The following is a 16914-nucleotide window of genomic DNA, read 5'->3' as shown; positions in this document are numbered from 1 at the left end:
TTTCACGTCCGGCGCCGGGGCCGGCGTGCGGCGTGCATCGCGCTCGGCCTCACGGCGCGCCAGCCGCACCGCGCGCGCGCGGTAGCGTTCACGTGCGCCCCATGCCGTACGCAATTGCTGCTGCGCCTGCTGCAGGCGTTGCGGAAGGTCCGGGTGGCCGGGCAGCAGCTGTTCGTCGCCGGCGCGGGCGACGTAGTCCATCAGGCCCGCCTGCAGGGCGCCATCGAGATCGTCTGCCTGGACCCGGGCGAACAGCTGCGCGGGGTTGGGTCGGGATGCCATGGCGTCAGCGGTTCTGGAAGGCCGGCGGACGGCGCTGCAGGAACGCGCTGGTGCCTTCGCGCATGTCCTCGGTGGCGAACAGCAGGCCGAACTGCGCGCTTTCGTACTCCAGCCCGGCCTCCAGGCTGCATTCGCCACCCACGTGCACGGCATCAAGCAGGCCGCGCAGGGCCAGCGGCGCCGAGCGCGCCAACTGGCGGGCGACGTCCTGCACACGGTTGTCCAGCGCGTCGGCGGGTACCACCTCGTTGACGATGCCCAGTTCCAGCGCACGCGCGGCGTTGATCGGTGCACCCAGCAGGCACAGTTCCAGGGTGGCGGCGCGGCCGCACAGGCGCAGCAGGCGCTGGCTGCCGCCGAAGCCGGGAATCAGGCCGAGGTTGATCTCCGGCTGCCCGACCTTGGCCGTATCGACAGCGATGCGCAGGTGGCAGGCCATGGCCAGCTCCAGCCCGCCGCCCAGGGCGAAGCCGTTCACACGCGCGATCACCGGCTTGGGCATGCGCTCGATCTGGCGCATCAGGGCCTGGCCGAGCAGGGAGAAATCACGTCCCTGAACCGCACTGAGTGTGTTCATCTCGGCGATGTCGGCTCCGGCCACGAAAGCCTTCGGGCCGGCACCGGTCAGCACCACCACGCGCACGTCCGGGTCGGCTGCGGCGGCGCTGAACGCCTCGGCCAGCGCCTGCAGGGTCGCGGCATTCAAGGCATTGAGCTTGTCCGGGCGCTGGACGGTCACGGTGCGGATGGCGCCGTCGTCGGCGACAGCGATCAGGGCATCGGCCACGGGAAAACTCCTGAAACGTTAAAGAAAAGTGAGATTGAACTCCGCCAACGCAGACGGGTCTTAGCCTGCATCGTGAGTAGCGGTTACACGTTGTGCCCGTTATCCTAACCCGTCGCCTCAGGGCGGCGCAGAACGTCCCTGAGTTACCACCCCTGGAGAACTGTTTGATGAAGTTGCGTTCTATCGCGGTCGCCGTCGCGGCCCTGGCCCTGACGGGCAATGCCTTCGCCCAGGACGTCTCGTCCGAAAAGGGCAAGCTGAGCTACTACTTCGGTTACGACTACGGCAACAACCTGGCGGAGCTGACCGGTCGTGGTGAGCAGCTGGACATCAACTCGGTGGTGAAGGGCCTGCAGGACGCCTACGCCAAGAAGCAGCCGGCGATCACCGCCGACCAGCTGAAGCCGGCCGTTGAAGCGTTCCAGAAGCGCGAGCAGGGCCGTGCCCAGGCTGCCAAGGCCGAGTACGAAAAGGCTGCTGCCGAAAACAAGACCAAGAGCGATCAGTTCGTCGCGGCGAACAAGGCCAAGGCCGGCGTGCAGTCCCTGCCGAGCGGCGTCCAGTACCGCGTGATCGAAGCCGGCAAGGGCGCCAAGCCGACCCAGGCCAGCACCGTGCAGCTGGAAGTGGCCGGTCCGTTCCCGTACGGCCAGCGCCCGACCGAAGCCCGCCCGGCCCAGCAGATTCCGTCGATCAAGGTCAGCGAAGTCGAAATGAAGGCCATGCGCGAGACCCTGCTGCAGATGCCGGCAGGCTCGAAGTGGGAAGTCACCCTGCCGCCGGACCAGGCCTACGGTGCCGACCCGCGCACCCCGTTCCCGCCGAACGTGGCTGTGCAGTTCGAGATCAAGCTGGTCAGCGTCAAGTAAATCGAAGTCGTAAACGAAACGCGCCGGTGATTCCACCGGCGCGTTTTTGTTTGCGCGGAGCGCGACGGTGCCACGCACCGCATCTGCACCCCGCGCAAATTCAGCCTGATCGCGCTACTGTTGCCGGGTGCAAACAATGGAAGAAACGGCGCGTGTTGTCGCAAGTCCCTGCATCGGAGTGTGCACGCTGGATCCGCACCGGCAATGCACCGGCTGCGGGCGGCACATCGATGAAATCGCACGGTGGTCGTCGATGAGCAACGAGGAACGCAGCCGCATCCTGCATCGCGTGCAACCCCTGCGTGAACAGCTGCAGCAATCACTGCGCGGCTCGCTGGCCGATCACGAACGCCTGATGCGCGCGCTGCATCCACTGGCCGAGCCGCCGGCCGGCGACGGCTGGAACCGCAGCGAACTGAGTGACCTGCTGCCGCCGGGGCCACCCGTGGAAGCCGCCGTACTGGCCGGCATCGTGCCGCGCGCCAACGGCGCACAGGTCATTCTCACCCGTCGCACCGAAACCCTGCGCACCCATGGTGGCCAGGTTGGCTTCCCCGGCGGACGCACCGAGCCCGATGACCGCGACGCACTGGCGGCCGCGCTGCGCGAGAGCCAGGAAGAAATCGCACTGGCTCCGGGCCAGGTGCAGGCGCTGGGTTATCTCGATCCCTTTGTGACGATCACTGGCTACCGGGTTACGCCGGTGGTGGCCGTGGTCGATCCGGATTTCGTGCCGGTGCCGCAGCCCAGCGAAGTCGCCGAAGTGTTCGAAGTGCCGTTGGCCTACCTGATGGCCGCAGACAATCTGCGCCAGGTCGAAATCAATCACCGCGGCCGCATCCGCCACGTCCTCGAATACGGTTGGCCGGGCCAGCGTATCTGGGGCGCGACCGCCGCCATTCTCTACAACCTGCGTCGCCGTCTGGAGCAAGTGCAATGAAGCCGATCAATCCGCCGTGGACCACGCTTGTCGATGTCGCCAGCCTGGCGGCTGCATTGGGGGAGCGCGTACGTGTCGTCGATGCACGTGCCACTGCCAGCACCGCTGTACGCGTGGTCGATGCGCGGTCCTCGCTGGCCGACCCGCAGGCGGGTAGCGGCCAGTATCTGACGGGGCACGTTCCGGGCGCGGTGTATGCCGATCTCAATCGGGACCTGTCGGATCTGACCCGCAGCGGCCATGGCCGCCATCCGCTGCCCGACAGCGATGCCTTCGCCGCGAAGCTCGGCCAGTGGGGTATTGGTCCCGACACCCAGGTGGTGGTCTACGACGGCAGTGACGGCAGCATGGCCGCCTCGCGCCTGTGGTGGCTGCTGCGCCTGATCGGGCACAGCAAGGTGGCCGTGCTCGATGGTGGTATCGCCGCGTGGCAGGCCGCAGGGCATCCTTTGGCGACGGGGCAGGATGAGGTGACCGCGCTGCCGGCTTACCCGGGCCGTTTCGACACCACCCAGATCGCCAATGCCGATGAAATCAGCGCACGCCTGAAGCACGCGCCGGGCTGGCTGGTCGACGCACGCGCGGGCGAACGCTTCCGCGGCGAAGTCGAGCCGCTGGACCCGGTCGCCGGCCACGTACCCGGCGCGGTCAACCGTCCGTTTGCGTTGAACGTCGCCGACGGCCGCCTGCGCGATGCACAGGAACTGCGCGCCGAACTGCAGGGCGTGATCGGCAACCGTGATCCGCAGCAGGTGGTGCTGATGTGCGGCTCCGGCGTGACCGCCTGCCACCTGCTGCTGGCGATGGAAGCAGCAGGCCTGCCCGGCGCGCGCATCTACGCCGATTCGTGGAGCGGGTGGGTCAGCGACAGCAGCCGCCCGGTGGCGACCGGCGCCTGAGCTCGTACCCTCGCACGCATCGCGCATGAAGCAGTCGAGCATGGCTCGACTCTACAAAGGCACCCTCCGATCGATTCGACCCCGTGTCGACCAAGGTCGACACCTACCAACAGCGGCAGAGATCTGTCGAAGGCGGGGTGGGTCCGGTTGCGGGGGCGTGAGCCGCATGGATGCGGCGACCGAGCTTACATGGACGTACTTGCAGCGTCCCCCGCAACCGGACCCACCCCGCCATCCCACGGAATGCCAGCGTTTGACGTTGCCGTTGCCGTTGCCGTTGCCTCTGCGGGTGCAGGGCGCAGCCCTGCCGCTTACCCAACCGGCTGCAGTGGCACCTTCGCCAGCACCCGCGCCCACGGGAACAACGGCCCCGGATCACGCTTGCGCGCCACCATCAGCGTCGGATCATCGCTGGCCGGCACCTGCTCCAGATCCAGCTGGTCATGCCCGGCAATCCGCCGCAGCGACGGATAGCGCACCACCAGCGCCTGCAGCAGCTGCTCCAGCGCCTGCAGCTGCGCCTCGGTGTAGGGCTCGTCCATCGCCTGCTGGCGGCTGTCGAACCAGTGCGGGTAGCGCCCGGTGTTGACCAGCTCGATGCCCAGCGTATGCGCGTTCATGCCACGCACGTGGTGGGCCACGCGTTCCGGCGCAACGTACTGCACCACGCTGCCATCGCGGTCGATGTAGAAGTGGCCACTGTTGCCGGCGCCGCTGTCGTACAGCACGCGCTCGCCGTACTCGCGGGCCATCGCCAGATCGGGCAGCTCGGTGCAGTGGATCACCACCATCTCCAGCGTGGCCGGGTCGCGCAGCGGCAGGCGGTCTTGGTAGGGCAGGGGCTGCAGCTGCAGGCCGGGCAGGAGCGGGTTGGGCATCCGGCGATGCTAGCATTGCGGCATGAACCTGCCTCCTCTTTCGCCGCCGACCCGCTCCCACGGAGCGCGCGCATGAGCCGCGGCCACTGCATCCTGTCCCACGGTTTCGAGAGCGGCCCGGAGGCGACCAAGGTCACCGCGCTGGCCGACGTGGCGCAGCGCCTGGGCTGGACCCACGAGCGCCCCGACTACACCGACCTCGACGCGATGAGCGAGGTCAGCCGGGTGGGCGATGTGCCGACCCGCCTGCGCCGCCTGGTCGAACGCACCGCCATCGCTGCCCAGCAGGGCCCGGTGGTGCTGGCCGGCTCCAGCCTGGGTGCCTACATCTCTGCCATCGCCTCGCTGCAGGTGCCGGTGGCCGGCCTGTTCCTGATGGTGCCGCCCACCACCATGGGCCCGATGCCGGCGCTGGATGCCGCTGCGGTGCCGACCACGGTGGTGCAGGCCTGGCATGACGAGGTGGTACCGGCCGCCGGGGTGATTGCCTGGGCGCAGGCGCGTTCGGCGCAGCTGCTGCTGGTCGACGACGGCCACCGCCTGGAACACCACGTGGAGGCCTCCGCGCAGGCCTTCGAGCGCCTGCTGCGGCAACTGTGAAGCCCGGGCGCACGGCGCGCCCGCCCGCATTGACTACAATGGCAGCCCCGCCGCCCCCGGCGCGGGCCTGCCGGCCGTGCCTACGGCCCTCCTTTCCGACTGGCCTGGCCCCTGTGCCGCGCCCGACCACCTGCGAACCGATCCCGTGAAATTCTTCGTCTCCTGCGCCAAGGGCCTGGAATACCTGCTTGCCGATGAACTGTCGGCCCTGGGCCTTGGCAAGGCCACTGCCACCATTGCCGGCGTCAACGCCGAGGGCGAACTGGAGCAGGCGCTGCGGATCGTGATGTGGTCGCGCCTGGCCAGCCGCGTGCTGTGGCCGATCGACGAGTTCGAGTGCCCGGACGAGCAGGCCCTGTATGACGGCGTGCGTGCGCTGCCGTGGCATGAGCACATCAAGCCGGAAATGACCCTGGCGGTGGACGCACATGTGTCCGGCGACAAGATCACCCATGCCCGCTTCGCCGCACAGCGTATCAAGGACGCCATCGTCGACCGCATGCGCGATGAAGGCCTGGAACGTCCCTCGGTCAACACCGACCTGCCGGATGTGCGCGTCAACCTGTCGCTGCGCAAGGGCCGTGCCTCGCTGTCGATCGACCTCGGTGGTGGCCCGCTGCATCGCCGTGGCTGGCGCGGTGCCGCCCATGAGGCACCGCTGAAGGAAAACCTGGCTGCCGCGCTGCTGCTGCGCGCGCAGTGGCCGCGCCTGCACGCCGCCGGTGGCGGCCTGCTGGACCCGATGTGCGGCAGCGGCACGCTGCTGATTGAAGGCGCGCTGATGGCGGCCGACGTTGCTCCCGGCCTGATGCGCCATGGCAGCCTGCCACCGAGCCGCTGGCTGGGCTTCGACAAGGCCGCCTGGAAGACCATCCAGAGCGAAGCGCGTGACCGTGAGGCCGCAGGCCTGGCCGCGCTGAAGCCGGTCATCCACGGCAGCGACATCGACCCGACCGCGATCCAGGCGGCGCGCGAGAATGCCGAGGTCGCGGGCGTCGCTCATGCGATCCGCTTCACCCGCGCCGATGTGGCCGATCTGGCCGCGCCGGAACAGGAGATCGGTGCGGTGGTCTGCAACCCGCCGTACGACGAACGCCTGGCTGCCGACCCGGCGCTGTACCGCGCACTGGGCAACGCCCTGCAGAAGGCCGTGCCGCAGTGGCGTGCCAGCCTGCTGTGCGGCAACGACGAACTGGCCTTCGCCACCGGCCTGCGCGCGGGCAAGAAGTACCAGATGTTCAATGGTGCGCTGGAATGCGCGCTGATCGTCTGCGACCCGATTGCCGTGCCGGGCCGCGATCCGGCACAGCCGCGCGAGCTGAGCGAAGGTGCGCAGATGGTGGCCAACCGCCTGCGCAAGAACCTGAAGAAGTTCAAGAGCTGGCGTGCCCGCGAAGACATCACCTGCTTCCGCGCCTATGACGCCGATCTGCCGGAATACGCGGCGGCCATCGACGTCTACGAGGAAGACGGCGGCAAGCGCCGTACCTTCCTGCACGTGCAGGAGTACGCCGCACCGGCTGCCATTCCGGAGAACGACGTGCGCCGTCGCCGCAACGAGCTGCTGGCGGCTGCGCGTGAAGTGTTCGGCGTGCCGCCGGAGCAGGTCTCGATGAAGTCGCGCGAGCGCGGCAAGGGCGGCAGCAAGTACGGCCGCTTCGAGCAGCGCGACGAATTCATCGTGGTGCGCGAGAACAACGCGCTGCTGCAGGTGAACCTGTTCGACTACCTCGATACCGGCCTGTTCCTCGACCACCGCCCGCTGCGCCGGCTGATGGCCGAGCAGGCGCGTGGCAAGCGTTTCCTCAACCTGTTCTGCTACACCGGCGTGGCCAGCGTGCAGGCCGCGGTGGCCGGGGCCGCCAGCACCACCAGCGTCGACCTGTCCGCCACCTACCTGCAGTGGTGCTACGACAACCTGGCGTTGAACGGGCAGGGCGGCAACCAGCACCTGCTGGTGCAGGCCGATGCGATGGCCTGGCTGGAAGGCGACCGCGGCCAGTACGACGTGATCTTCTGCGATCCGCCGACCTTCTCCAACTCCGCGCGCGCCGATGACTTCGACGTGCAGCGCGAGCAGTTGAAACTGCTGCGTGCAGCGGTGGCGCGACTGGCGCCGGGTGGCGTGCTGTATTTCTCCAACAACTTCCGCCGCTTCAAGCTGGAAGAGAACGCCATCGCCGAATTCGCCCAGTGCCGCGAGATCACCGCACGCACCATCGGCCCGGATTTCGAGCGCAACGCGCGCATCCACCGCGCGTGGGAACTGAAGCGGTTGGGGTAAGTCCGGTAGTGCCGGCCGCTGGCCGGCAACGGTGTCAGATCCGCAGAGGGTTCATGGGATGCCGGCCAGCGGCCGGCACTACCCATATCCGGCCGGCACATCCACGCCATGCGTGGATGGTTGTTCAGTAGATCCACGCCATGCGTGGATGGCGGTTACAGCAACGCCACCAGCAGCCCGGCCACGGGCAGCGCGACCGCCAGCGGTGCGATCCATTTCGGTCGGTACGGGTACAACCCGAACGACAGCACCACGCCGCCCACGGTCATCACACCCAGCCACAGCACCGGGCCCATCGCCCAGCCGTGGTCGACCACGCACAACGCGAACGCCGCCGTCAGCAGGGCCCAGCCCAGGACCCGCCACTGCGTGCGCCGTGCCGGGGTGGCTGCCGCCTTGCCATGCAGGTCGTGCTGGTGCTTTTCCATCGCCAGCGACAGCGCGGTGAACGCGGAGAACGACAGGGTCAACGTCAGCAGCATCATGCGCTGGCCTCCGCTTCGGTGGGTTCTGCCACAGCCTTGGGCGCCGCCGCAGCCGCCGCACGCTTCTTCTTCTCGGCCGCGCTCAGCGGTGGCGTCCAGCGCTGCATGCGCCAGCCGCACAGCGCCAGCATCGCACCGAACGCGATCATCGAAAGATCGAAGCCGGCCAGTACCCAGTCACCATTGCGCAGGGTGATGCCCAGATGCGCATGCGTGGTCAGTGCATTGACCACCGGCACCAGCGCGAATGCAGCCGCACCCAGATAGAGCTGCCATGCCCACATCATCCGCTTCGGCCAGATGAAGGCGGCAAGCAGTGCCGCGCCCCAGGCGTAGAAGAACACGTTGGCTTCCGCACTCGAGCGCTCGGCGATGTCCAGCGGCAGCAGGCGGTTGCCCCAGAAGTAGGCGGCAAAGGCAATCGGCAGGCCGGCCACGGTACCGATGTTCAGCGCATCGACCAGGCGCAGGCCGAAGCCGGTGCGGCCACTCTTGGCGTGCTTGGGGCGTTCCTTCACTGCCCACAGCACTACGCCGCTGGCGACCATCAGGCAGCCGACCAGGCCGGACAGGAAGAACAGTGCACGCAGGCCCCAGTCGGCAAAGCGCGCCAGGTGCAGGCCATACAGCACGCCACGGGTGGCGGTGGCTCCGCCTGACGGCGGCGTCTCTTCCAGCAGCGTGCCATTGACCATGTCGTAGCGCACGGCGGGAGTGTCGGTGGACAGGCGCTTGCCGTCGCGTTGGCGGATGTCGATCACCGCATTGGCCGCGCCCGGGTTGGACACGGTGAAGCCGGCCACTTCCACGCCGTGCCAATGCGCACGCGCGCTGTCCAGCAGCTGCGCGATCGGCAGCGGGGTGGCGCGGCCTTCGGCCGGCGCGGTCACCTCCGGCATGCCGCCGAAGGCTTCGCTGAAGAACTTGTCCTCGTCCTGCGGGTAGGCCACCTTCACGCCCCACGGCAGGTACATGATCATCAGCGTGACGATGCCGGTGTAGGTGATCATCGCGTGGTAGGGCAGGGCCATCACCGCGCTGACATTGTGGAAATCGAGCCAGGAACGCAGGCCCTTGTCCTTGCGGAAGGTGAAGAAGTCCTTGAAGATTTTCTTGTGGGTGATGACGCCGGTGATGATTGCCACCAGCATGAACATCGCGCAGAAGCCGACCAGATAGCGTGCCCACAGCACCGGGATGTAGTGCAGGTCGAAGTGCAGGCGGTAGAAGAAATCACCGCCGCGGGTCTCGCGGGCCTTCAGTGCCTGGCCGGTGTTGGGATCAAGCGTGGCATCGCCGAAGCCACCACGACGGCCACGGCTGGGGTCGGCCAGTTCCGGTGGCAACCGCCAGAACATCTGCATGGCCGGGTTGCGCGGCTGCGGCAGGGTGACGAACCAGTTCTCGGCCTGCGCGGCGTTGGCCTGCAGGTAGTCCACCGCGCGCTGCGCGGCGACGTCGATGCTGACGTTGCTGGACGGCAGCTCCGGGCGCATCCAGCGGCTGATTTCCTCGCGGTAGTAGCTGGCAGTGCCGGCCATGAAAATCAGCAGCAGCAACCAGCCGACCAGCAGACCGGTCCAGGTGTGCAGCCAGGCCATCGACTGGCGGAATCCGTTCTTCATGCCCAGGCCCCCAGCATGCGCGCGATGGCTGCCATCAGCAGGGTGGGAGCGAGAATGCCGACCCACGCACGCAGCGCGCTGCGGGTGGCGAACGCCCACAGTGCCGCGCAGGCGGCCACCAGAATCGCCAGCAGCATGCCGGTCAGCACGGTCTGGCCACGCGCGCCGGGCAGCGCCACCGCGCAGAACACGCTGGTCACCGCGGCCAGCGCGTAGCCGCCGAAGATCGCAGCCAACGAGCGTGACAGCACGCCCCAGCGCGGGTTGGAAAAGAAGGTGCGGGGGCTGGCGGTTGCGGGCGAGCGGTCCACGGAGGTCCTGCAGATTGGAGAAGGGATGGAACGCGTCCGCGGCCCCTTGCGCCCTGCGCATGTTGCCCAGCGTGTCCCATTGACGAGGCACGGCCCGCGCGGACGGGCGGCCCAGAGGTCGGGGATGTACACGGGCGATGGGCACGTCTCCGTACCATTTGGCTAAGCGCACAACCGATCAGTAAATGATAGGCATTCGCATTTTATGAATCAAGCGTGACGATCCTGATGGCGCAGCTGGCCCTAGAACCTGAACACCACCGTCGCCGCATGCAGCAGCAGGCCGATCAGGCCGCCCACCAGGGTGCCGTTGAAGCGGATGAACTGCAGGTCGCGACCCACGCTCAGTTCCAGCTGCTCGACCAGGTGTCGCTCGTCCCAGCTCTTCACGGTCTGCGCGATGTGCGTGGTCACGCCTTCGCGCAGGCGGCCGGTCAGACGCTGGGCGCCCTCCAGCAGATGCTGGTTCAGCGCGTCGCGCAGGGCCGGGTCGGCCTGCAGGCTGCTGCCCAGTGACGCGAGGCTGCGCTGCAGGTGGCCGACCAGCGCCGAATCCTCGCGCTGCAGGTCGGCACGCAGGCTGGCGTGGATGCGTGCCCACAGGCCCTGCACGTAGTCCTGCAGGGCCGGGTGGTCGATCATTTCCTGCTTGAGCTGTTCGATGCGCTCGGCCAGGGCCGGGTCCTCGCGCAGGCGCTGCACGTAGTTCTGCAGCCAGCTCTCGTAGTCCTGGCGCAGCGGATGCTGCGGCTCGGCCAGTACCTGCTGCAGTTCTTCCAGCACCGCCCGCGCCAGGCGCTCGGCCAGGCTGTCGCCGATCTCGTCGATCGGCTTGACCCAGTTCACCGTGCTCGACAACGTCGGCCATTCGCGCTGGATATAGCGCACGATCAACTGCGAGGCGCGTTCCTTCACTTCCGGCTGCTCCAGCCAGCGCCCCAGGCGCTGCAGGCCCTCGTCCAGCACGCGTTGGTGGCGCCCATCGGCGGTCAGCAGGGCCAGCAGTTCACCGGCGGTGGCGGCGGCATTCCACTGCCGCAGCTGCTGCACCACGAAAGTGTGCAGCTGCCGGCGTACGGCGGCCTCGTCGAAGAAATCCAGCGCCTGCAGGGCCCAGCCGCGGGCCATGTCGGCCAGCATCCGCGAACGTGCCGGGTCGGCCAGCCAGCTGCCGAGACGGCTGGCCGGATCGAACACCTGCAGCTTGGCCAGCAAAACACCCGGCTCCAGGAACTGGTCGCGCACGAACAGGGCCAGGCTGTCGCCGATGCGTTCCTTGCTGCGCGGAATGATCGCGGTGTGCGGGATCGGCAGGCCCATCGGTCGTCGGAACAGCGCGACGACCGCGAACCAGTCGGCCAGTGCGCCTACGGCCGCTGCTTCGCAGAAGGCCGAGACCCAGGCCCAGATACCGCGCTCGCCCTGCCAGTGGCTGACCGCGAAACCGGCCAGCATCAACAGCAGCAGGCCGAGCGCGAGGGCTTTCAGGCGCCGCAGCTGTGCGCGGCGCGGATCGTGGGCAGACGTCATGCGGGAAGTCTACCTGCCAGCGGATGAGCGCCAGGTAGTGCCGGCCGCTGGCCGGCATCTGCAGTCCACCCGATACGTTCATGGGGTTGCCGGCCAGCGGCCGGCACTACCCGTTGGTTCAGAGCGTTTCGAGCTGCTTGCGCAGCGCGGCCAGCTGCGCGCGCAGGGTGTCGTTCTCGCGGGTCAGCGCGACCACGCGGCGGCGCAGTGCCGGTGCGTCCTCGCCCAGCTGCTCCAGTGCCGACAGCACTTCGGCATCGCGGCTGGCGATCTGCTCCTCATCCGCTTCCTCGAAGTCCATCTCGGCTGCTTCCGGCTTCGGTGCGCGCGGCTTGCGCTTGGACTCGCGCACGCGCTTGGCGGCCTGCTTCAGCTCGTCCTTGCCACCGGCGGCGGCAGCGCGCTGCTCGTCTTCCGGCAGGTCGGCCACGGCCGCAGCGGCGCTGATCGAGATCACGCCGGCCTTCACCGCTTCCACCACCTCGGCCGCGGCCTGGGCGTGGATGCGCTCGATCATGCCGACCTGGCTGGTACTCAGCTTGGCTTCGCGGGCCAGCTCGGCGCGGCTGATCTTCGGCGCCGGTTCCCACGGCGGGCTGTCCTCACCCGTGTCTTCGACGACGTCGGCGGTGCCGTCGCTCTCGCGCTGCAGCTGCGCCTGCTCGACCTGCTTGCGGGCCGCCAGGATGTCGCGCTTGCGCAGTGCCAGCACGCCGCGCTGGAAATCGGACACGCTGCGGCGGCCCAGGTGCTGCTCGATCATCCACAGGTGCACGTCTTCCATGCTCTGGAAGCGGGTGTTCTGCACCGTGTTGAACGTCAGGCCATGCTTCTGGCAGATGCCGAAACGGTTGTGGCCATCGACCAGCACATCACCCCACAGCACCAGCGCATCGCGGCAGCCTTCGGTCAGGATGCTGCGCTCCAGCGCGTCATGTTCGTCCGCGGTCAGCGGGTCGATGTAGGCCTTGAGTTCTTCTTTGACGACGATATCCATGGGCACGGCAGCGAGCAGGAGCGGAACCGCGCATTGTACCCGCTCGCCACCCCCGGCCCGGGCTCAGGCGGTGGCCCGGATCATCTCGCCCAGCGTGCCGGTGATCTGGTCGATCTGTGCCTTGTCCACGATCAGCGGCGGCGACAGCGCGATGATGTCGCCGGTACAGCGCACCAACAGCCGGCCGTCGTGGAAGCAGCGCCGGAACACTTCGTAGCCACGGCTGCCGGGGGCATCGCGACGCGGTGCCAGCTCGACCGCGCCGACCAGCCCGAAGTTGCGGATGTCGATCACGTTGGGCAGGCCCTGCAGCGCATGCAGCCGTTCCTGCCAGTACTCGCCCAGCTCGATGGCGCGCTCGAACAGACGCTCCTCGGCATAGACGTCCAGCGTCGCCAGCGCTGCGGCGCAGCCCAGCGGATGGCCGGAATGGGTGTAGCCGTGGAACAGCTCGATGGCCTGCGGTGGCGCCTGCATCAGCGCGGCGTGCACGGCGTCGCTGGCCAGCACGCCGCCCAGCGGCACCGCACCGTTGCTGACCGCCTTGGCGAACGTCAGCAGGTCCGGGGTGACCCCGAAGCGCTGCGCGGCGAACGGCATGCCAACCCGGCCGAAGCCGGTGATGACCTCATCGAACACCAGCAGGATGCCGTGCTGGTCGCACAGTTCGCGCAGGCGCTGCAGGTAGCCGGGCGCGGGCAGGATGACCCCGGCGGAACCGGCAATGGGCTCGACGAACACCGCCGCGATGGTGGAGGCGTCGTGCAGCGCGATCAGCCGTTCCAGGTCGTCGGCCAGCTCCGCGCCCTGGCGTGGCAGGCCCTTGCTGAACGCATTGCGCGGCAGGTCCAGGGTGTGCCGCAGGTAGTCCACGCCACCCAGCTGCAGGCCGAACGGCTTGCGGTTGTTGGGCAGCCCGCCCAGCGCCATGCCGCCGAAGCCCACCCCGTGGTAAGCCTTCTCGCGGCTGATGAAGCGGGTGCGCTGGCCCTCGCCACGCTGGCGGTGGTAGGCCAGCACGATCTTCATTGCGGTATCCACCGCCTCGGACCCGGAGCTGGTGAAGAACACATGGTTGAGCGGGCCTGGCGCCAGCGCCGCCAGCCGCTGCGCCAGCGCGAAGGCCGGCGGTGAGCCCATCTGGAAGGCCGGCGAATAGTCGAGGGTGCGTGCCTGCTCGACGATGGCCTCGACGATGCGTGGGCGGGCGTGGCCGGCGTTGCAGCACCACAGGCCGGCAGTGCCGTCGAGGATCTGGCGGCCGTCGACGTCCTCGTAGTGCATGCCTTCGGCGCGTACCAGCATGCGCGGCGCGGCCTTGTACTGGCGGTTGGCGGTGAACGGCATCCAGTACGCGTCCAGTGACTCGGGGCGCTGGGTGGCCAGGTCGTGCAGGTCGCTTTCGGGACGCTTCATGCCAGCTCCATCGGATCCGATGCGATGAATGTAGCGCAGCCGCGTCACGGCGGAGTCGCGGCGGCCCCGGTATAACCAAGGCTCGTTGAATGTTGGAGCTTCCCATGGCCGATTTCCCCGACCGCAGCCATTGGCAGGCGCTGGCCCTCCAGCTGTCGATGCCGGGCCAGGCCTTCATCGATGGCCGCTATGTCGATGCCGCCAGCGGCGCCCGCTTCGACTGCATCAGCCCGATCGACGGTCGCGTGCTGGGCGCGGTTGCCGACTGCGACGCGCAGGATGTCGAGCGCGCGGTACGGGCCGCGCGGCGCAGCTTCGAGGCGGGCCACTGGTCGCAGGCGAGCCCGGCCCATCGCAAGCGCGTGCTGCTGGCGCTGGCGGCATTGGTGGACGCGCACGCCGATGAACTGGCCCTGCTGGAAACCCTGGACATGGGCAAGCCGGTGCGTGACGCGCGCCGTATCGACCTGCCCGGTGTGGTGCGCTGCCTGAGCTGGACCGCCGAAGCGGTGGACAAGCTGTACGGCGAGGTCGCGCCCACCGGCCCGCACGAGCTGGGGCTGGTCACGCGCGAGGCCGCTGGCGTAGTGGCGGCCATCGTGCCGTGGAACTTCCCGCTGTTGATGGCGTGCTGGAAGATCGCGCCTGCATTGGCGATGGGCAACTCGGTGGTGCTCAAGCCTTCCGAGCGGTCACCGCTGAGTGCGCTGCGGCTGGCCGCGCTGGCCGCCGAGGCAGGCCTGCCGGAGGGCGTACTGAACGTGCTGCCCGGCCACGGTGCGCGCGTCGGTGAACCGCTGGCCCTGCACATGGACGTGGACGTGCTGGCCTTCACCGGTTCCACTGCTACCGGCGCGAAGCTGCTGGAGTATTCCGGGCGATCCAACCTCAAGCGTGTCTGGCTGGAATGCGGTGGCAAGAGCCCGCATGTGGTGTTCGCCGACGCCCCCGATCTGGATGTTGCCGCCAAGGCGGTGGCACAGGGCATCTTCTTCAACCAGGGCGAGGTCTGTACCGCCGGCTCTCGGCTGCTGGTCCAGCGCTCGATCCGCGATAATTTCGTGCATCAGGTGATCGCCCATGGCCAGCATATGCAGCCGCAGCATCCGCTGGAGGCCGATGCGCCGATGGGCGCGCTGGTGGATGCCGCGCATCTGGACAAGGTGATGGACGACATCGCACGCGCTGAAGCCGAGGGCGCGCGGTTGCTGCTGGGTGGGCGACGGGCTGAGGTAGACGCCGGCGGCAGCTATGTGCAGCCAACGGTGTTCGACCAGGTGCGCCCGGAGCAGGCCTTGGCTCGTGAGGAAGTATTCGGGCCGGTGCTGGCCGTACTCGGCTTCGACGACGAGGCCGAAGCGGTGCGCCTGGCCAATGACAGCCGCTACGGACTGGCCGCGGGCCTGTGGACACGCGATCTGGGCCGCGCCCATCGGGTCGCACGACAGTTGCGCGCGGGTAGCGTGTGGGTGAACGGCTGGGATGGCGGCGACATGACCGCACCGTTTGGTGGTTACAAGCAGTCCGGCAATGGGCGGGACAAGTCATTGCATGCGTTCGACAAGTACAGCGAGATCAAGGCCACCTGGATCCAGTTGTAACGAAGCGCTTGCTGGATGGCTGTTCGCTCTCTGTAGAGCTGAGCCATGCTCGGCTGCATCTCGCGAAGAGCGGTCGAGCATGGCTCGACTTTACAAAGGCGTGCCCGCTACAGGCAGCGGGTACTCACCTGCAGCACTGCTGCACGCAGCAGATCCCGGTCCGCTTCTTCGACGGCGTTCTGGAAATAGTCCATGTCCTGCTTGCCCAGCTCGCACGGGTCGACGATGTACCCCGGTGGCCACAAACCCAGCAGTTGCGCCACGCCATGCACGATCTGCTCGGGGGTCATCTGCCGACGGATCCGGAAGTAACTGCGGCGCGGCCCGAACGCGGGATGGACCTCGCGCCGACCGATCAGGCGCGGCGCCACGCCTGCTGCGCTGATGCCGTCGCCGCCATCGATGCTGCCCGCAGGCAGGTCCAGCATCAGTGGCGCCGTTGCAGGCGGCTCCTCGGACGCAGGTGCAATGGCATCCGTGGGTGCAGCCGGGGTCGGGCGTGGCGCTGTCGATGCGGCCGGACGCGCTGCCTCTGCAGTGGGCTGCGCCGGGTGCGGTTGCGCCGGCGCGGGCTGCTCCGGTGGCAGCCAATACAACGATATCCTGGCACCATCGTCGCTGTGCAGCGTCATCCTGCCACTGCTCAGCAGCCACAGTGCCATCAAGACATGCACCAGCAGCACCACCAGCCATGCCGCCATGCGCGGCAGCTTTGGCGAATCGGACCACGACAGCGCGACTGCAGTCATCGGCAAAGCATCCATGCAGGGACCGGTGACGCAGCCTAGCCGGCGGCCCGAAAAATTCCGTTGGCATCGGTGTCGGCTGAAACCATCGCCCCGTGCGGCCATCGGCCCGTGGCAGAATCGGGCGATCCGCCGTTACCCGTGTTGCCGATGTCGACGATCACCGCTGCCGCGCCGCCCGTGAATTCCCCCAGTCGAGTCCTGCTGGCCAGCCTGATCGGCACCACCATCGAGTTCTTCGATTTCTACATCTACGCCACGGCGGCAGTGCTGGTGTTCCCGCACCTGTTCTTCCCGGACAGCAGCGAACAGGCGGCGCTGCTGCAGTCACTGGCAACGTTCGCGGTCGCGTTCATCGCGCGCCCGGTGGGCTCGGCGGTGTTCGGCCATTTCGGTGACCGCATCGGCCGCAAGGCCACGCTGGTGGCCGCGCTGCTGACCATGGGCCTGTCCACGGTGCTGATCGGCCTGCTGCCCACCCATGCCCAGATCGGGCTGTGGGCACCGGCGCTGTTGGCCCTGTGCCGCTTCGGCCAGGGCCTGGGGCTGGGGGGGGGGCTGTCCCTTTTACACATCTCCGGGCCCCCGAGAGGGACCCCTATCCCGTCTCCCGCCTCCCCCCCCCCCCACCTCCCACCTCTACACAAACAAAACAAATGGAGGG

Annotated in this window: 17 protein-coding genes; 7 read left to right on the top strand and 10 right to left on the bottom strand. The window is 68.2% G+C overall.

From position 1 onward, the window contains the following. Positions 1 to 282 (bottom strand): hypothetical protein (locus tag EKL94_RS19995; RefSeq protein ID WP_126930390.1); only part of this gene is annotated, 282 nt, incomplete at its 3' end. 4 nt (positions 283 to 286) lie between these two features. Beyond that, a complete protein-coding gene (locus tag EKL94_RS19990; protein WP_126930389.1) occupies positions 287 to 1069 on the bottom strand; it encodes an enoyl-CoA hydratase/isomerase family protein in 783 nt (260 codons plus the stop codon). A gap of 167 nt (positions 1070 to 1236) precedes the next feature. Between EKL94_RS19990 and EKL94_RS19985 the strand changes: the two genes are divergently transcribed. The 3 genes from EKL94_RS19985 (at position 1237) to EKL94_RS19975 (ending at position 3777) form a co-directional block, all read left to right on the top strand. Beyond that, positions 1237 to 1938 (top strand): FKBP-type peptidyl-prolyl cis-trans isomerase, encoded by a 702-nt coding sequence (locus tag EKL94_RS19985; RefSeq protein ID WP_094000159.1) that lies wholly within the window; start codon positions 1237 to 1239, stop codon positions 1936 to 1938. Between the two features lie 136 nt (positions 1939 to 2074). Beyond that, entirely contained in the window at positions 2075 to 2878 is an 804-nt protein-coding gene (locus EKL94_RS19980) for a CoA pyrophosphatase (protein ID WP_126930388.1), read from the top strand. After that, positions 2875 to 3777 (top strand): sulfurtransferase, encoded by a 903-nt coding sequence (locus EKL94_RS19975; RefSeq protein ID WP_126930387.1) that lies wholly within the window; start codon positions 2875 to 2877, stop codon positions 3775 to 3777. Before EKL94_RS19980 ends, EKL94_RS19975 begins: the two co-directional genes overlap by 4 nt. Positions 3778 to 4088: 311 nt before the next feature. Here the strand turns inward: EKL94_RS19975 and EKL94_RS19970 are convergent, their stop codons facing one another. Next, positions 4089 to 4655 carry an N-acetylmuramoyl-L-alanine amidase gene (locus EKL94_RS19970; protein WP_126930386.1) on the bottom strand — a complete coding sequence of 189 codons (567 nt, stop codon included), beginning with the start codon at positions 4653 to 4655 and terminating at the stop codon, positions 4089 to 4091. A gap of 72 nt (positions 4656 to 4727) precedes the next feature. Here EKL94_RS19970 and EKL94_RS19965 point away from each other — a divergent pair, with 72 nt between their 5' ends. Beyond that, positions 4728 to 5255, top strand: coding sequence for an alpha/beta hydrolase (locus EKL94_RS19965; protein ID WP_088025479.1), 528 nt, complete (start codon positions 4728 to 4730; stop codon positions 5253 to 5255). Between the two features lie 145 nt (positions 5256 to 5400). Continuing rightward, entirely contained in the window at positions 5401 to 7539 is a 2139-nt protein-coding gene (gene rlmKL / locus EKL94_RS19960) for a bifunctional 23S rRNA (guanine(2069)-N(7))-methyltransferase RlmK/23S rRNA (guanine(2445)-N(2))-methyltransferase RlmL (RefSeq protein WP_126930385.1), read from the top strand. A gap of 155 nt (positions 7540 to 7694) precedes the next feature. Here the strand turns inward: rlmKL and EKL94_RS19955 are convergent, their stop codons facing one another. The 6 genes from EKL94_RS19955 to EKL94_RS19930 form a co-directional block, all read right to left on the bottom strand. Beyond that, on the bottom strand, positions 7695 to 8024 hold the full coding sequence (locus tag EKL94_RS19955) for a DUF3325 domain-containing protein (protein WP_126930384.1): 330 nt from the start codon (positions 8022 to 8024) through the stop codon (positions 7695 to 7697). Further along, a complete protein-coding gene (locus EKL94_RS19950; protein ID WP_126930383.1) occupies positions 8021 to 9649 on the bottom strand; it encodes a PepSY-associated TM helix domain-containing protein in 1629 nt (542 codons plus the stop codon). Before EKL94_RS19950 ends, EKL94_RS19955 begins: the two co-directional genes overlap by 4 nt. After that, positions 9646 to 9960: a DUF3649 domain-containing protein gene (locus tag EKL94_RS19945; protein ID WP_046984951.1), complete on the bottom strand. Its 315-nt coding sequence runs from the start codon at positions 9958 to 9960 to the stop codon at positions 9646 to 9648. Before EKL94_RS19945 ends, EKL94_RS19950 begins: the two co-directional genes overlap by 4 nt. Positions 9961 to 10203: 243 nt before the next feature. Continuing rightward, positions 10204 to 11490, bottom strand: coding sequence for a DUF445 domain-containing protein (locus EKL94_RS19940; protein ID WP_126930382.1), 1287 nt, complete (start codon positions 11488 to 11490; stop codon positions 10204 to 10206). 118 nt (positions 11491 to 11608) lie between these two features. After that, the gene (locus EKL94_RS19935; RefSeq protein ID WP_126930381.1) at positions 11609 to 12487 is read right to left on the bottom strand and encodes a ParB N-terminal domain-containing protein; all 879 of its coding nucleotides are present in this window, start codon (positions 12485 to 12487) and stop codon (positions 11609 to 11611) included. A gap of 63 nt (positions 12488 to 12550) precedes the next feature. Continuing rightward, entirely contained in the window at positions 12551 to 13903 is a 1353-nt protein-coding gene (locus tag EKL94_RS19930; protein WP_126930380.1) for an omega-aminotransferase AptA, read from the bottom strand. Positions 13904 to 14007: 104 nt separating this feature from the next. Here EKL94_RS19930 and EKL94_RS19925 point away from each other — a divergent pair, with 104 nt between their 5' ends. Further along, positions 14008 to 15504 carry an aldehyde dehydrogenase gene (locus EKL94_RS19925; protein ID WP_126930379.1) on the top strand — a complete coding sequence of 499 codons (1497 nt, stop codon included), beginning with the start codon at positions 14008 to 14010 and terminating at the stop codon, positions 15502 to 15504. A gap of 107 nt (positions 15505 to 15611) precedes the next feature. Here EKL94_RS19925 and EKL94_RS19920 read toward each other — a convergent pair whose 3' ends face one another. Continuing rightward, complete coding sequence (locus EKL94_RS19920; protein ID WP_126930378.1) at positions 15612 to 16253, bottom strand: hypothetical protein; 642 nt, start codon at positions 16251 to 16253, stop codon at positions 15612 to 15614. Between the two features lie 147 nt (positions 16254 to 16400). Between EKL94_RS19920 and EKL94_RS19915 the strand changes: the two genes are divergently transcribed. Continuing rightward, a partial coding sequence (locus tag EKL94_RS19915; protein WP_260473472.1) for an MFS transporter occupies positions 16401 to 16914 on the top strand: 514 nt, incomplete at its 3' end.

The sequence above is a fragment of the Stenotrophomonas maltophilia genome (assembly GCF_003970865.1).
GTDB lineage: Bacteria > Pseudomonadota > Gammaproteobacteria > Xanthomonadales > Xanthomonadaceae > Stenotrophomonas > Stenotrophomonas maltophilia_AR.
The sequence above is the reverse complement of the archived record's forward strand: the minus strand, read 5'-3'. Positions and strand labels throughout refer to the sequence as shown.

What these genes read in the sequence shown, in the direction of transcription:
- EKL94_RS19985 (WP_094000159.1), top strand. Translation starts at nt 1,237, where the DNA reads ATGAAGTTGCGTTCTATCGCGGTCGCCGTCGCGGCCCTGGCCCTGACG.
- EKL94_RS19980 (WP_126930388.1), top strand. Translation starts at nt 2,075, where the DNA reads ATGGAAGAAACGGCGCGTGTTGTCGCAAGTCCCTGCATCGGAGTGTGC.
- EKL94_RS19975 (WP_126930387.1), top strand. Translation starts at nt 2,875, where the DNA reads ATGAAGCCGATCAATCCGCCGTGGACCACGCTTGTCGATGTCGCCAGC.
- EKL94_RS19970 (WP_126930386.1), bottom strand. Translation starts at nt 4,655, where the DNA reads ATGCCCAACCCGCTCCTGCCCGGCCTGCAGCTGCAGCCCCTGCCCTAC.
- EKL94_RS19965 (WP_088025479.1), top strand. Translation starts at nt 4,728, where the DNA reads ATGAGCCGCGGCCACTGCATCCTGTCCCACGGTTTCGAGAGCGGCCCG.
- EKL94_RS19955 (WP_126930384.1), bottom strand. Translation starts at nt 8,024, where the DNA reads ATGATGCTGCTGACGTTGACCCTGTCGTTCTCCGCGTTCACCGCGCTG.
- EKL94_RS19950 (WP_126930383.1), bottom strand. Translation starts at nt 9,649, where the DNA reads ATGAAGAACGGATTCCGCCAGTCGATGGCCTGGCTGCACACCTGGACC.
- EKL94_RS19940 (WP_126930382.1), bottom strand. Translation starts at nt 11,490, where the DNA reads ATGACGTCTGCCCACGATCCGCGCCGCGCACAGCTGCGGCGCCTGAAA.
- EKL94_RS19935 (WP_126930381.1), bottom strand. Translation starts at nt 12,487, where the DNA reads ATGGATATCGTCGTCAAAGAAGAACTCAAGGCCTACATCGACCCGCTG.
- EKL94_RS19930 (WP_126930380.1), bottom strand. Translation starts at nt 13,903, where the DNA reads ATGAAGCGTCCCGAAAGCGACCTGCACGACCTGGCCACCCAGCGCCCC.
- EKL94_RS19925 (WP_126930379.1), top strand. Translation starts at nt 14,008, where the DNA reads ATGGCCGATTTCCCCGACCGCAGCCATTGGCAGGCGCTGGCCCTCCAG.
- EKL94_RS19920 (WP_126930378.1), bottom strand. Translation starts at nt 16,253, where the DNA reads ATGACTGCAGTCGCGCTGTCGTGGTCCGATTCGCCAAAGCTGCCGCGC.